Raw genomic sequence first — 14,274 nt, 5'->3', positions numbered from 1 at the left:
GGCATGCCGGGTCATCTGATCACATCGACCGGTACCTGATGTTTATTCAGCTGATTTTCAGCTTAAACAGCCGATTCATTGCCACCCGGCCTGAATCGGTTACGTTGACTTCACGGTATCCCTGTATACGCTTTACCCATTCTTTTTGCAGGAAAAGCGTAAACAGGGCTGAGCCCGCGTCACCGCCGAGGTGGAAACGCCTTTCACTCCAGTCCAGACAGGGGCAACAGGGCTTGCGCCGTGTGCGGGAGTTAAGTAAAACGCCCATGTTCTCAAAATGGATTTTGCCGGCTGATGTCAGTCCCGAACCCTCTGCTTCCAGCCAGTTTTCCCTAAGCATAAAGTCATAAATTTCGATAGCAAGCTCGCCGGCCAGATGGTCATAGCAGGTGCGTGCATAACGCAGATGAAGCGGCGTACTGGAAACGGGGGCCTTAATGGTCCCCATGGAAACCCCCATCAGGTTTTCCAGCAATCCGGCGATAGGATGGCCAGCCAGACTGTAATAGCGATGACGACCCTGCATCATGCAAATGACCAGACCGTTGCTGAGGAGTCGGTTCAGATGCCCGCTGGTTGTCGAGGCTGCTATGCCAGCCACTACGCTAAGTTCGGTCGCTGTCCATGCGCGCCCGTCCATCAGCGCGCACAGAATAGCCACCCTTGACGGGTCTGCCAGCGCAGATGCCACCATTGCCATTGATGTTTCAAGGACATTATCCGGCTCACTTTCGCGCGTTTGGTTAACAAGGTTCATTCAGAAGCTACTGCCCATTTTCGGGTTACTTCGGCTGCCCGGACATCATCATCCGTAATGAGAATGAGCCGGTTATGGTGGTCGCTGTACTGTACCAGAATATTGATGCCGTTCCGGGCAAGCGTGTCAGCGATTTCGCCCAGCTCTCCGGGACGTTCCTGCGCTAATTTTCTGACCAGAGGACGACATAGGTTGCCGACTTCAAAACCGGCTTCAGTTAATACCGTGCGCGCTTTATAACCGTCTTCAACCAGAAAGTGCGCATGTCCGCCTTCCGGTGTTGTAAATACGCCACCTCCTTCAAGACCCACACCGTTTTTCCCCAATACACTCCCCAGTAAACCCAGCGAGCCCGGGCTATTTTTGAGAATAACGTGAATGTCATGCATGCGGATTGGTTCCCTTATCAGAAGAGTAATCACGGAATACACTGGCTACCCGTATTCTGTAGAATGAAAAAATCGACTGCCTGCCTTCTTGCTGCGCGGCCTGATGCATCACATTGCGTTTCCATCCGGCGACAGCATCCTCATCTTCCCACCAGGACAAAGAGAGGATCTTGCCGGGCGTGGTCAGGCTCTGGAAGCGTTCAATGGAAATAAATCCGGGCGTGTCGGATAAAAGAGGTTTCAGCTCAGAAGCAAGTTGAAGATACCGCTCCTGAGCTGCTGGCAGGGCTTCTGCCTCAAAAAGTACTGCAATCATGGTCCGCTCCTTCGTTAATTTTCAGACAGCTTAATGAAGACAAAGCCATGTTGCTTCGGCCGGTACCGAAGTGTCTGTGTCAGCGAAGCCATCGGCATGAAAAAGCGATAGACAGCAAACGCAGAAGTTAAAAGGCGGGAATATGGAACCACTGGCTATGACCGCTTCTGATACAAAGCGAATTCATATACACTTCGATGTCTGGTATAAGCGAAAAACAGACATTACAAGCAGTTTTGGATTGAAACCCTAATGGCTTCACAATAATGACATCAATACTAAAATTTATGCTTATCCTGGAATGGAGTTATACCTCTGAACATAAATATAAGAACAGCCAAGGCAGCTGATATCGATGGCATGTTTCATGTCAGAATCTCAGTTATCGAGAATCATTTAAGTCGTGAGGAAATGCAGCGAATCGGGATTACCGAAAACGTAGTAGCTGATCTGATTGAAAAGAGTTGCTGTGCATGGGTTGCGACTGATAACGAAAAAATTATTGGTTTTTCTATGATTTTACCTGATGAAGGCTGCCTTTTTGCTGCCTTTGTTCTCCCGGAGTACGAAGGCAGGGGTATAGGCCGCAGGCTTGTTGAAATCGCGGAAAAGGAATTATTCAGGCATCATGAGATTGCCTGGCTTGAAACTGACAAACAAAGTCGTGCAGCAAAATTTTACATACAGCTCGGCTGGGGCAATAAAATTGACATCAATGACACAGATATCAGATTAGAGAAACATCGCTGAGTGAAATCTACAGCAATTTTCATTGATGTCCGCTCCCGGCACAAAGCGCGCCGTCTGGTCAGGTTAGAAACTATTTTGCCCGGTCATGCTGACATATAGGCATCACCCCAAAGCCGACATTCCAGGCTGGACTTGTCTACTTCAAGGCAGAGATCGACATCCCCGGCGAATCCACGTTGCATCAGCTCTATTGCAGACGAACACTCCCGTAAAAGCACCAGGTTTTGCTTCTGGTAATGCTGCCAGACAGCCACCGCAGCCTCTGCTTCTGGTGAGCAATTTTGACGCCCCATTGCAGCAATAATTCCGCCAGCAGCCACATAATCCTCAATACTGGGTCGAAGGCTACCATCGGGCCAGCGTTCTCCACAGGGAATTACCAGAACACGGCTGAAGGAACGGCAGGCATTCGCGGTCGCAGATATGTTTCTGAAACAGCCGCTCAACACTGCTATTCCTGCATCCCTTGCTTTGAATGAAACAGCTGAACCGTTAGGCGATGGGAGGACCAGTTTTTCACCCTCGCTTATGTTTCTTAGCGAAGCCGGCGATAGGCTGTAACCTTCACCGCTGAATCGCCTGTCCGGACTCGCTGTGCTGGCTCCCATTTTCAAACCATATTCAATAGCAGAAGCATCTTTCCAGGGGTACGGATAGACACAGGCACCATTATTGACAGCCATACTGACGCAAGTTGAGAACGACATAACGTCAACAATGACAGCGCAGTCGACTTCCCCGGCAAGATGCTCTACCGCAGGCAGTCCCCACTCAAGACGAACCGCAAATTTTTCCTGACTGAACCATTGCACGAGGCTTTCTCCGTTATTCCCACGTCCTGTTTTGCATCACCACCCGGTACCCGTCGGGATCGACGAAGGTTTGCCCATTCACATCCCAGTAAGGATTAAAAGAATTCGTCCGTTTAAAACCCGCTTCAATCATGGTTGCACATGCCAGCTTCCATGCATTTTCATCCGGATAATAGAGGACGAGGAGATCGTCTTCGGTTGGCGCGGGTTGAACGGGATGTCCCGGGCAGCAGGTGAATTCGAGGTGCCAGTCGAGGTCTTTTCGCCCCAGCATCACGCCATTGAAACCGTCGTGATCGTGGAATTCGGCAATTTTTTGCAGACCCAGTCCCTGACTAAACATCAGCACCGATCGTTCAAGCTGGGAGACGGGTCTGGCAATGCGCATGTGCGTAAACATCTGGCTTGACTCCTGAAAACGTTTTTCTGGGTGTTGTTAACCAGGTAGAGTTTACACATGATCGGGCTGGTCATTTGTCGATGAGAGCCTGCGCAACCTGCCCTGCCCGCGTTGTGCACGTCATGCTACTGCACCGCGGCGGTATAACCCGAATGGCAGCAACGGTTATTCAGGTTTCCCGATCGGGGCGCTGCGCAGCGGGCGACAAATCACGGTCATGGCAACGGCGCTGCACAGGGGAAACAGCGCCAGCAGCAGCCAGGGATAAATAGCCTGCGTTGAAGGGACAAGCGCGTTGTCCAGCAGCGGTCCAGACATTAAATTTCCGGCCAGCACCGCGAAGCCGCCGGCGGTGGCCAGGGCGCCGTAATGCGCCCCCAGCGTCGCGGGGTCGGCAAACCGGGGAATCAAATCTTTGGCCGACGGCACCAGCAGCATCTGGCCGAATGTCAGAAACGTCACCAGACACACCGCAGGGATCAATCGCAGCCAGCCGTCAGGCGGCGTGGTTGACGCGAACAGGGCCACGCTGGCAAACGCGGCGGAGAGCAGCAAAAAACCCACCGGTAAAACTTTTACCGTTCCCACGCGTCGTGCAAAGCGCGCCAGCGGCAGCTGAAAAGCGATGATCAACACCGAGGCCAGCATAAAGAGCGGGCCGAGATCTTTCTCGCTGCCGCCTGCCCGCCGGATCTCCACTGGCAACGCCAGATACAGCTGGTTGTAGCTCAAAAGCCACGAGCTATAAGCCACGATGAAAGCGACAAAACGCGGCTGGCGGAAGGTCATCCACCAGGGGGAGATTTTGAGCGCCTGTTTGCTGTTACCTGTAGCAGGCAGAAAAAAGTACAGCACAATCAGCGCGATGATAAAGACCGCGGCCCCTGCCAGCGCCACCTGACGGAAACCGAATCCGGTCAGCAGTGCGCCAGCCACCGGGCCCAGTACGGCACCAAGTTCGCCGCACACCGCAAACAACGCAAACCACTCCGCGCGGCCGCGCTTGCCTTGCGCCTCGCTTTGCGTTCCCGCTTTGGCCAGCAGCGCTTCAATTGACGGGGAAAACAGCGCACCGCCGATGCCTGTCAGACAGGCACCCAGAATGATCGGCCACAGCGATTGCCCCAGCGCCAGCAAAAGATAACCCGCAATCCGGACCAGACAGCCACACAGGATAATGATCTTTGCGCCGTAACGGTCAGAGAGCGCACCGCCCAGCAGAAACATCCCCTGTTGGGAGAACGTGCGTAATCCCAGAATCAGCCCGATAACGCCGCCGGAGAGCAACATATCATCGCGTAAGAATATCGCCAGAAAGGGAACAACCGCGTAAAAGCCAATGTTGAAAACAAACTGGCTGCCCAGCAAAACGCCCGGGCGCAGGGTAGAGACAGGACGCAGCGAGAAAGAAAGCATGCTACCTGGCCCTAAAGAATGAAATGAATGTGCTTCTTGCCATGAAAGCGGGAGATCTCAATTTTGGTTTTCACCCGGAATACCTGCCAAAGCAGCGCCTCGGTCAGGATATCCTGCGGCGTGCCGGTTGCGATGATTTGACCGTTCTGCATCACGATCAGCGAATCACAGAACATCGATGCGTGGTTGAGATCGTGGATGGCGACAATGCTGGTAACTGGTAACTCGCTGATCAGCTGCATTAATTGCATCTGGTGATGGATATCCAGATGGTTGGTCGGTTCGTCCAGCAGAATTTCGCTCGGCGTTTGCGCCAGTGCGCGGGCAATATGCACACGCTGACGTTCGCCACCGGAGAGACTCAGCCATCCCTGCTCACTTTTCTCCAGCATGTCCACGCGCTGCAGAGCGGCCGTCACGGTTTCGTCATCGTGCGCGCTCCAGTTGGAAAACGGAGAATGATGCGGAATGCGCCCCAGTTTCACTACATCGCGCACACGCATATTGGCGTCAGTCATGCCGTGCTGCTCGACGAATGCTACCCGACGACCAATCTGTTTGCGGGCAATGCGGGCGATATTTTGCCCGTCCAGCGTCACACAGCCGGCATCCGGGCGCCGCAGGCCGGCGAGGATGCGCAGGAGGGAAGATTTGCCGCAGCCGTTTGGACCAATCAGCCCGACAGTTTCACCACGGGAAATGTGCAGCGATACGTTATCGACGATGACCTTTTTTCCGACCTTCCAGCTAATGTTGTCAGCGGAGATACTCATTATTTATTCCCCGAACGCCAGATAATCACCGCAAAGAACGGTACGCCAACCAGCGCGGTCACAACGCCCACCGGCAGGCTTTGCGGGGCAATCAGCAGGCGTGAAGCAATATCTGCCAGCACCATCAGAATGGCACCGGCCAGTGCGCTGGCAATCAGCAACGTGCGATGCAGCGGACCAAAGAAGAAACGCATGACATGCGGCACCACCAGGCCAATAAAACCAATCGAACCGGCCATGCTGACGATGGTGGCGGTGATAAGCGCGGTGGTGATAAAGAGCGCAAGGCGCACCTGAGGCACCGCAATACCCAGCGAGGCAGCCGCATCGTCACCAAAGGTGAACGCATCCAGCGCCCGGGAATAGTAGAGGCAAATGGCCAGTCCGAAGGTCACCACCACCAGCACCAGCTGGAGTTCCGGCCAGCGCACGCCACTGAAGCTGCCCAGCAACCAGAACATCACATCGCGCGCCTGCTGCGCACTGGCAGAGGTGCTGATGGTGTATGCGGTGATCGCATTAAACAGCTGGGAAGCCGCAACGCCGGCCAGGATGGTGCGTTCATTACCGCCGCGTGCCCCTTTCGTCAGAAAAGCGACAAAGGCAAAGGCAGTGAAGGCGCCGGCGAAGGCACCCGCCGACAGCGAGACGGCCCCGCTGCCGATGCCCAACACCACGACAGAAACCGCCCCGGTGGAGGCACCGGCAGAGACACCGAGCACATAAGGCTCAGCCAGCGCATTCTTCAGCAGGCTTTGCAAAACGGCACCGCAAATCGCCAATCCGGCGCCACAGCACGCTGCCACCAGCGCCCGGCTCAGGCGAAAGTCCCAAATCACACTTTCGTAGATGCGGCTCAGGGGAACGTGCGTGAGCCCCATTTTATTACTGATGGCATAAAAGACGCTTTTTAGCGGGATCGACAGTTCTCCGACGCTGACACCGGTCGCAATCACCAGCAATAATAACGCGACGGCAGCCACCAGCGAGGCGGTCAGGAATAGCCCCTGTCGCGCCTGAACAACAGCGATGGTCATCAGTTCAGTTCCAGTTTTCTCATTTGCTCACCCACCTGTTCGGCTCCGTAGATAGTGCGGATGGTCGGGTTCATGGCCTGGCCATCCATCACCACGATGTGGCCTTTTTTTACCGCATCCAGCTGGCTGACGGCAGGATCGCTTTTCAGGAATTTGATTTTCTCTTCGGCTTTATCCAGCGCCCAGCGATTGCGATCGAGACTGGAGACCACGATCACATCCGGATTGGCAGCGATGATGCTCTCCCAGCTGACCGTCGGCCATTCGGTCTCTGACGTGATGGCGTTGTGCCCGCCCAGCACGCTGGCGATGAATCCGGATGGACTGTTTTTACCGCCCACATAGGCATCCGCAGACGGTGACGAGCTTGAGAACCAGAACACAAACGAGAGATCTTTCTTGCTGCTACCAAACTCCTGACGCAGTGCCGCTTCACGTTTTTTGAAATCGGCAATCACCGCCTGGCCACGATCTTCCACGTTGAAAATTTTGGCGAAGTCCTGAATCTCCTGATACAGGTACGTCATATCCCACAGCTGCTGGCGACTGCCATACATATCCCCTGCGGCTTTTTTGGTGGCGCACATTCCTGGCGACACATAACTGTTTACGCCAAGGGTGATTAAATCTTCGCGTTTTGCCACCTTGCTCTCGGGTCCCAGCAGCAGCGGCGTCTGGGCAGGAACGAAGTCCGGGTTTTGCGCCAGCACGGATTCAAGGGTGGGGATTTCAACCGTCAGCGTTTTGATTTTTGCATTCTGTTCGGCCAGCTGTGGCAACACTTTCGTTGGCCAGAACGCACTGGCGATGACCTTATCCTGCAGGCCGAGCAGCAGCAAAATTTCTGCGGTATTTTGCCCCAGCGCCACCACGCGCTCAGGCGGCTTGCTGAAGGTCTCTTTATAGCCGCAGTTTTCAATCGTGAGAGGATAGGTGGTGGCCAGCGCAGAGCTAACCGATGCAAACACCAAACATAACGTGCAGATGACCTTTTTCATTAACCCCTATCCCCATTGATATTGTTTTGAGAAGCCCGCGCCGCTTTAATGCAAATGAAACTCATTAACGAAGCGGGCTTTTATACAATGGGCATTTTAAGGTGTCAACGGGAGATTGTTTCCCAGAGTTATCATCGTCATGGACCTGCCAGGATCGCATACCGGACGTTCTGTAAAAGCCTGTCCGCAGCCAGCCGGTCCCCTTCCCTGCTGGCGTCACGTATTTAATACGCAGAGCATGCCAGGCCAGCATTCGCTTCGCGGCACCCGGTAAGAGGCGTCCGCCGATTCAGGCCTGACGCTGACCGCACTCAGCGATGTTTACCGGTTGCCTGCGCTTTTCTGACAGCTGCAGACTGACCATCGCCAGCAGAATAAAGGCCACCGACATGCCGATCAGCCCGTAAAAGCCGGCCAGTGGATATATCCATGATGCGACCGCCGAGCCAAAGCCGATACCGCCAAACATGAAGGCACTGGTCAGCGCCAGCGCAATGCCGCGATGGCGGACTGATGCCAGCTCGACGATCCGGCGCTGCTGGCTGGGCCAGAGCAGATCGGTGGCAAACGCCCAGACCACCAGTGCCGCCAGCAGCACGCCCAGCGCTTTCGGCAGCACGGCGATAAGCGCCGTATCGACGATGAGCAGCGTCATGCCGCTCAGCAGCAGCTTCTCAGCGGTAAAGCATGTCGCCGCGCGGGTGACCCAGAGATTGCCCAGCACGCCGGCAACGCCCAGCACGGCCAGCGCTGCGGAGACCGCATGCGTGCCGCCAGTGTAGGTGTCGCGAATGAGCGGCGCGATAAAAGCGTAGAAGCTGTAAACGCCGGAAGTAATAAAAAACACCACCAGGAAAGCCGTCAGGTATTTGCCATCGGCCAGCACGCCGGCCATCTCACGCAGGCGGATGCGCGTTCCCGCGCTGTCATCCGGCACCGTCAGCAAAATATTCAGCCCGCTCAGCAGAGTTAGCAATCCGACCAGCACAAACAGGGCTTTCGCGCCCCACAGGCTGGCTACCCAGGCGGCGAGCGGAATACCGGCAAGGCTTGCCATCGATACCCCGAGCAGCACCATGCCGATGGCCCGGCCGCGTAGCTGTTCATGGACCAGTTCGGAGCCCAGCGCAACCAACACCGGACCGATGAACCCGGCGCCGGCCCCCATCAGGATGCGTGAGGCGAGCAGTGCGTTGTAGCCCGGCGACAGCACAAACGCGAAGGCGCCCAGGCTAAACAGTGCAATGCCGGTGAGCACCAGCCGACGACGGCGCAGGTGACCAAACAGCACCTGCACCAGCGGAGCCGCCAGCGCGAAGGTGAGTCCGAAAACACTCAGTAAGCGCGCGCTCTGCGCATCAGTCAGCTGCCAGGCTGCAGAGATGGCCGGCAGACTGCCAGCGACAGACAGCGCGCCGGTAGCCTGAACGAAGTAGGTAATGCTCAGCGCACGCAGCGCGCGGCGCTGGGAAGAGGTGATGACAGCGTTCATTATTTCTCTCCGGCATAAACTTCAGGGGCGCTGCCCCTGAAATGTTTACTGAACAGGAATCGGGTTATCCGCCACAGACTGGTTGAACTGATTCACCAGCGTATGCTCGTTCGCGCCCGGGTTATCGCGCACCGGCAGCACGCGGTCGACAATCGCTTCGATGGTGTCGGTACCCAGCTTTTCAAACGTCTCGCTGATGAAGGCGTCCAGCGGCATGGCGCGCGGGTCGCCGCTTTTATAAATCAGATCGGTATCCACCCACGGCGGTGAGATTTCGATGACCTGCACGCCGGTATCACGCAGCAGGAAGCGCTGCGACAGGGTATAGGAGTGAATCGCGGCCTTGGTGGCCGAGTAAAGTGCGTTGGTCGCCAGCGGCAGGAAGGCCAGCACCGAGCTGTTGTTAATCAGCACCGCGTCCGGCTGCTGCTTCAGGTGTTCGATAAAGGCCGCACTGACGCGTACCGGTCCCAGAATGTTGGTGTTCAGTAGCGTCACCGCCTGCGCGTCATCCAGTTCGCCCGCCGCATTATCAAACGGCATGATGCCAGCATTATTGATGACCACGTTCAGGGCCGGATAGCGTTCCAGCACGCTCTGTGCGGCGGCCTGAATGCTGTCGGCGCGCGTGACGTCCAGCACCACATAGTCCATGCCCGGACTGGCGGCGGTGACTTCCTGCAGCAGCGCCTCGCGGCGTCCGGAGATGATCACCTGGTTGCCCAGCTGATGAAATTTTTCTGCCATTGCGCGGCCGATGCCAGAAGTGCCGCCCGTGATGAAGATGGTGTTATCGGTCAGTTTCATGATCTGATTCCTTAATGGGACAGTTATTAGGATTGCGATTCTGAATAAGGGGCGTTCAGTGCACAGAGACGGGCCGATAGCGTTCAGCCGGCGCGTCGCTGCCGAGGTGCGGCATCATGGACTGACGCGCCTGCTCATAGCGGGTCCAGAGCGCTTCGTCCTGCAGGGACGGAATAGTAATGAGCTCGCCGCGGGCGAAGCCGGTGAGCGCCGCATCAACCATCTCCTGCGCGCTCATGACGATGTTCGGGTCAAGCTGGTCAACCGGCAGACCGCCGTTATCCCAGAACGGCGTTGCGGTGGCACCAGGCAGTACGGCCTGTACCTGAATCCCCTTACCGGCCAGTTCATGGTGCAGCGACTGACTGAACGCCAGCACGTAAGCCTTACTGCCGCCGTAAACACCGTTCAGCAGCTCAGGCGCAATGCTGACGATCGAGGCGATGTTGATGATGGCGCCGCGTCCGCGCGCCACCATGCCAGGCACCAGCGCATAGGTCAGGCGGGTCAGCGCGATGACGTTGAGGTTAATCATGGCGTTCATCTGCGCCACGTCGCTGTCCAGCAATGGGGTATGGGTGCCGATGCCGGCGTTATTCACCAGCAGTGTGATGCTCGCGTCCTGACGCAGCTTTTCTTCCAGCGCGTTCAGCTGTGCGGCATCGGCCAGGTCCGCGGTGATGACTTCCACGCTGCGACCGCTGTCGGTGGTGATGTGTTCAGCCAGCTGGTTCAGACGGTTGTGATTGCGGGCCACGATGATCAGGTCATAGCCCATACGTGCCAGGCGGCCGGCGTACAGTGCGCCCATACCGGTAGAGGCACCGGTGACAACGGCAGTGCCGCGGTTGGTGTGTGTCTGCTGCGTCATGATATTCACCTTGTCAGTTATCGGGTTGGTGAATTCATAGTACGCAGTCGCGCACCGGCGCGGCTGACGAGAAAGGTCGTGATTTCGGACAACATGATGACCGGGATGCCGGCCATCGTGATCAGAAGGCGTTCAGGCGTGACAGCGCGCGTCAGGCTTTACCGGTGCGCAGCGACTGCGGCGGGATGCCGTAACCGCGAATGAACACTTCCCGCATATGGCGGCGATCGCGGAAGCCGGATTCTCGGGCTATCACCTCCATCGGCAGCCTGCTCTGCTCGATCAGCAAGCGGGCGTTTTCCAGTCGTAATCCCTCAATAGCTTTGGCCGGCGACTTGCCCGTCTCAGAACGGAACAGGCGGCTGAGCTGCCGCGCGCTGAGGTGAACGGCATCCGCAAGGTCTTCGATGGTCAGCGCTTTGCTGAGATTGTTGCGCGCATATTCCAGCGCCGACTGCAGCCGGTCGCTGCGCGGAGAGAGCATCAGCATCTCAGAGTGCTGCGTCTGTCCGCCGGAGCGGCGGTGATGCATGACCAGCAGGTGCGCCACGCTGCGCGCCACTTCGGCACCGAGATCTTTCTCCACCATTCCCAGCGCCATATCCAGTCCGGCGGTGAGTCCCGCCGAGGTCCAGATGTGATCGTCAATAATAAAGATGCGGTCTTCTTCTATCCGCGTCGTCGGGTGCAGCAGTTGCAGACTCTGGGCATGTACCCAGTGCGTAGTGGCGCGGCGCTCCGATAACAGACCGGCCTGCCCCAGCACGAATGCGCCGGTACAGATCCCGGCCACCCGGCGGGCCCGGGGCGCCTGCACCTGCAGAAAATCAACGATGCCCGCTGTGGCCGGCAACTCCAGCGGTGTCATTACGCCTGCGACCAGCCAGGTATCCATTTCCATATCTCTATGGATCGGCTGGCTGTCGACGCCGAAGCCGGAAGAGGACTGCACCGCGCCACCGCGCTCTGAATAAACCGTGCAGTGGTAAAACGGTTCGCCGTTTACCTGATTGGCAAACTCAAAAATGCTCAGCGTGGATAATCCCAGAACCTGGAAATGATCGGAAATCAGTAAACCTACCCGGTGCATCATCGTCTCCTTCAGTCGTCCGGCACCGTCTGCCACACTGTGTCCGGCCTGATGTTAAGCAGGGTGAGCCATGACAATAACCCGATTTCGTTCAGCGGTATCACCTGCGGAAAAATAAAAAAGGCGATGACACCGACCTGCTGCGGATCTTCTGCGCCGTTTTATGTTAAGAGTACCCGATCGGGCAGTTCGCCAGGCATAGGGTTTTAAACAGGCGGCCATTGCCCAGGTCATCAATCAGAGAAAAACCATGAAAAAATCGATCGTTCCTGAAGAATTTCAGCACTATTACCATGACTGGCACTTCTCTCCCGTTATCGAAGCCGATGGCACCCTGTATCTTTCCGGGGTGACGGCAGCGCGGAAAGACAAACCGATAAGTACCCACCCTGAAGAACAATTCCATGATGCGTTTTATAAGCTGGGTGTGTATTTAAACGCTGCCGGACTGGACTATGAACATATACTGGAGATGACCACCTTTCATATCGATCTTAAAAAACACATCGGGGTATTTTCTAAGGTCAAAGATGTGTATATCAAAGCCCCCTACCCGGCATGGTCTGCCATCGGCGTGTCAGAGTTCATTCCGGAAAACGCCCTGGTGGAAATGCGGATTGTGGCGAAAAGGGTGCTTCAGGCGGATGGGCAAAAATAACCGCAACCGCCGCTTACGTCACAGGGCTGTGATTACAGCCCTGCTTCTTCGGCAATTATTCGACTTTTCCCTGCATCAGCTGCCGGTATTTCATGCTGTCGTGGTACATCTCATGGAATACACGGTATTTACGGTCGTAATACTCTTTGATTTTGTTGGTCTGCGGCGTGATGGTCTTACCGATGCGGCTCATGGCGGCCATCGCTTCGGGTAAAGAGTCGTACGCACCCGCCGCCACGGTGCCCATCATGGCGCTGCCGAGCAACATGGCTTCACTCTCTTCCGGTAACAGCATTGCGCAGCCCGTCGCGTTGGAATGTTCCTGCACAAAGATGGGATTTTTGGTGCCGCCCCCGCTGGCCATAATGGTATCAATGCAGTAACCACTCTGGTTCATGGTCTCAATAATGTGGCGAGTGCCAAGCGCCAGCGCCTGAATGGTGGCGAGATAATGCAGCGCCATGTCTTCCGGCGTGCGTGACAGTTTCAGGCCAGTCAGCGTGCCGGTCAGGGTCGGATTGGCACGCGGTGAGCGGTTGCCATGGAAATAAGGCAGCATATGAATGTCTTTGGTCAGGAAGGCAATATTCTCGGGTTCTCCCGCCATCTTGCGCAGTATGCCGTTGAGCACTTCATAGATGGTTTTGCCGCTGTCTTTGCCCTGCTTGAGCAGATCCTGATAACACGGATGCGACTGAATCACATGGTCAATCAGCGCGCCGGTGGTAGATTGCCCGCCTTCGTTCAGCCAGTAATCCGGCAAAATCGCCGAATAGTACGGCCCCCAGATGCCGCCGATATAGCGCGCGCTGCGCGACATCGCCATATGGGCCGTGGACGTGCCGCCAATCAGCGCAATGCGGTTGTCAAAATCCGCTGATTCGCCAGATGCGCCGCTGGCACCGAGAATACCGAGGCTGCCGGCGTGCGCATCAATAATCGAAACGCTGACCGCCGTGCCCGCCATTAACCCCATCTCTGCGGCAGCGCGCTGCGTCAGGCCATGCCCCAGCGGCTCACCCATGGTTTTCACTTCGCTGCCGATCTTTGCCGCGTTGTTTTCCAGTAAATCCTCCAGGCCAATCTGGCGGAAATAGCTCGGATCCCAGCGGTCTTCATGGCCGATATAGGTCCATTTGCAGACGGTTGAGCACAGCGATCGCGTAGTATCCTGGGTGGCGCGCCAGGTGAGAAAATCCGGCAGGTCGAACAGATGTCCGACGTTGCTCCAGGTGGTCGGCATGTGCTGTTTCAGCCACAGCAGTTTGGGGGTCTGCATTTCCGGCGAGATAATCCCGCCAACAAACTCCAGCACGCGATGGCCGGTGGCATTGATGCGTTCTGCCTGCGTGATCGCGCGGTGATCCATCCAGACAATAATGTTCTGCTCGCTGCGCCCGGTCGGGCTGACGGTCAGCGGTTTGCCTTCTTTATCCAGCACCACCAGCGAACAGGTGGCGTCAAAACCGATGCCTTTCACCTGAATCGGGTTGATATCCGCCTGACTGACCACGTCTTTAATCGCGTTACACACGGACTGCCAGATCTCATCAGAGGATTGCTCAACAAAATCAGCTTTCGGGCGGTAGAGCGTGATCTCCCGGCTGGCCTGGCCGAGCATACGGCCAGTCATGTCGAAGACGCCCGCGCGGGCGCTGCCGGTTCCTACGTCGACGCCAATAAAATAACTCGCCATGTTCTTTCCTTT

General features: G+C 56.3%; 16 protein-coding genes. 2 read left to right on the top strand and 14 right to left on the bottom strand.

The features are described 5' to 3' along the window. Nucleotides 1–46: 46 nt before the first annotated feature. From C1Y43_RS07455 to C1Y43_RS07445, 3 genes are read right to left on the bottom strand one after another with little or no spacing between them, the layout of a single operon-like run. Nucleotides 47–757, bottom strand: a complete 711-nt coding sequence (locus tag C1Y43_RS07455) for a helix-turn-helix transcriptional regulator (RefSeq protein ID WP_058781346.1) — start codon at nucleotides 755–757, stop codon at nucleotides 47–49. Further along, nucleotides 754–1,146, bottom strand: a complete 393-nt coding sequence (locus C1Y43_RS07450; RefSeq protein WP_058781345.1) for an amino acid-binding protein — start codon at nucleotides 1,144–1,146, stop codon at nucleotides 754–756. The genes C1Y43_RS07455 and C1Y43_RS07450 overlap by 4 nt, the downstream gene beginning before the upstream one ends. Next, nucleotides 1,139–1,462, bottom strand: coding sequence for an antibiotic biosynthesis monooxygenase (locus C1Y43_RS07445; RefSeq protein ID WP_058781344.1), 324 nt, complete (start codon nucleotides 1,460–1,462; stop codon nucleotides 1,139–1,141). The genes C1Y43_RS07450 and C1Y43_RS07445 overlap by 8 nt, the downstream gene beginning before the upstream one ends. 315 nt (nucleotides 1,463–1,777) lie before the next feature. Here C1Y43_RS07445 and C1Y43_RS07440 point away from each other — a divergent pair, with 315 nt between their 5' ends. Next, entirely contained in the window at nucleotides 1,778–2,212 is a 435-nt protein-coding gene (locus tag C1Y43_RS07440; protein ID WP_166718415.1) for a GNAT family N-acetyltransferase, read from the top strand. Nucleotides 2,213–2,295: 83 nt separating this feature from the next. Here C1Y43_RS07440 and C1Y43_RS07435 read toward each other — a convergent pair whose 3' ends face one another. From C1Y43_RS07435 to C1Y43_RS07390, 10 genes are all read right to left on the bottom strand, one after another. Beyond that, nucleotides 2,296–3,024: a 2-phosphosulfolactate phosphatase gene (locus C1Y43_RS07435; protein WP_104187704.1), complete on the bottom strand. Its 729-nt coding sequence runs from the start codon at nucleotides 3,022–3,024 to the stop codon at nucleotides 2,296–2,298. Nucleotides 3,025–3,037: 13 nt separating this feature from the next. After that, the gene (locus tag C1Y43_RS07430; RefSeq protein ID WP_104187702.1) at nucleotides 3,038–3,424 is read right to left on the bottom strand and encodes a VOC family protein; all 387 of its coding nucleotides are present in this window, start codon (nucleotides 3,422–3,424) and stop codon (nucleotides 3,038–3,040) included. Between the two features lie 165 nt (nucleotides 3,425–3,589). Further along, nucleotides 3,590–4,840 carry an MFS transporter gene (locus C1Y43_RS07425; RefSeq protein ID WP_104187701.1) on the bottom strand — a complete coding sequence of 417 codons (1,251 nt, stop codon included), beginning with the start codon at nucleotides 4,838–4,840 and terminating at the stop codon, nucleotides 3,590–3,592. Between the two features lie 11 nt (nucleotides 4,841–4,851). Then, nucleotides 4,852–5,613 (bottom strand): ABC transporter ATP-binding protein, encoded by a 762-nt coding sequence (locus tag C1Y43_RS07420; protein ID WP_104187699.1) that lies wholly within the window; start codon nucleotides 5,611–5,613, stop codon nucleotides 4,852–4,854. Continuing rightward, nucleotides 5,613–6,650, bottom strand: coding sequence for an iron ABC transporter permease (locus C1Y43_RS07415; protein ID WP_104187697.1), 1,038 nt, complete (start codon nucleotides 6,648–6,650; stop codon nucleotides 5,613–5,615). Before C1Y43_RS07415 ends, C1Y43_RS07420 begins: the two co-directional genes overlap by 1 nt. Then, nucleotides 6,650–7,648, bottom strand: a complete 999-nt coding sequence (locus C1Y43_RS07410; RefSeq protein ID WP_104187696.1) for an ABC transporter substrate-binding protein — start codon at nucleotides 7,646–7,648, stop codon at nucleotides 6,650–6,652. The genes C1Y43_RS07415 and C1Y43_RS07410 overlap by 1 nt, the downstream gene beginning before the upstream one ends. A 289-nt stretch (nucleotides 7,649–7,937) precedes the next feature. Next, the gene (locus C1Y43_RS07405; RefSeq protein WP_104187694.1) at nucleotides 7,938–9,140 is read right to left on the bottom strand and encodes an MFS transporter; all 1,203 of its coding nucleotides are present in this window, start codon (nucleotides 9,138–9,140) and stop codon (nucleotides 7,938–7,940) included. A 45-nt stretch (nucleotides 9,141–9,185) separates the two neighbouring features. Next, nucleotides 9,186–9,947 (bottom strand): SDR family oxidoreductase, encoded by a 762-nt coding sequence (locus C1Y43_RS07400; RefSeq protein ID WP_021508768.1) that lies wholly within the window; start codon nucleotides 9,945–9,947, stop codon nucleotides 9,186–9,188. Nucleotides 9,948–10,002: 55 nt separating this feature from the next. Further along, complete coding sequence (locus C1Y43_RS07395; RefSeq protein WP_104187693.1) at nucleotides 10,003–10,818, bottom strand: SDR family oxidoreductase; 816 nt, start codon at nucleotides 10,816–10,818, stop codon at nucleotides 10,003–10,005. A 151-nt stretch (nucleotides 10,819–10,969) separates the two neighbouring features. Further along, entirely contained in the window at nucleotides 10,970–11,908 is a 939-nt protein-coding gene (locus C1Y43_RS07390) for a GlxA family transcriptional regulator (protein WP_104187691.1), read from the bottom strand. A 250-nt stretch (nucleotides 11,909–12,158) separates the two neighbouring features. On the opposite strand from C1Y43_RS07390, the gene C1Y43_RS07385 reads away from it, so the two are divergent. After that, on the top strand, nucleotides 12,159–12,566 hold the full coding sequence (locus C1Y43_RS07385; protein WP_021508771.1) for a Rid family hydrolase: 408 nt from the start codon (nucleotides 12,159–12,161) through the stop codon (nucleotides 12,564–12,566). A 55-nt stretch (nucleotides 12,567–12,621) separates the two neighbouring features. On the opposite strand, the gene C1Y43_RS07380 is transcribed toward C1Y43_RS07385, so the two are convergent. Beyond that, nucleotides 12,622–14,262 (bottom strand): FGGY-family carbohydrate kinase, encoded by a 1,641-nt coding sequence (locus C1Y43_RS07380; protein ID WP_104187689.1) that lies wholly within the window; start codon nucleotides 14,260–14,262, stop codon nucleotides 12,622–12,624. Nucleotides 14,263–14,274: the final 12 nt, after the last annotated feature.

It is taken from the genome of Pantoea sp. ICBG 828 (assembly GCF_002928355.1).
In the GTDB taxonomy this organism is placed as follows: Bacteria; Pseudomonadota; Gammaproteobacteria; order Enterobacterales; family Enterobacteriaceae; genus Pantoea; species Pantoea dispersa.
This window is presented reverse-complemented; position numbering and strand designations above follow the sequence as displayed.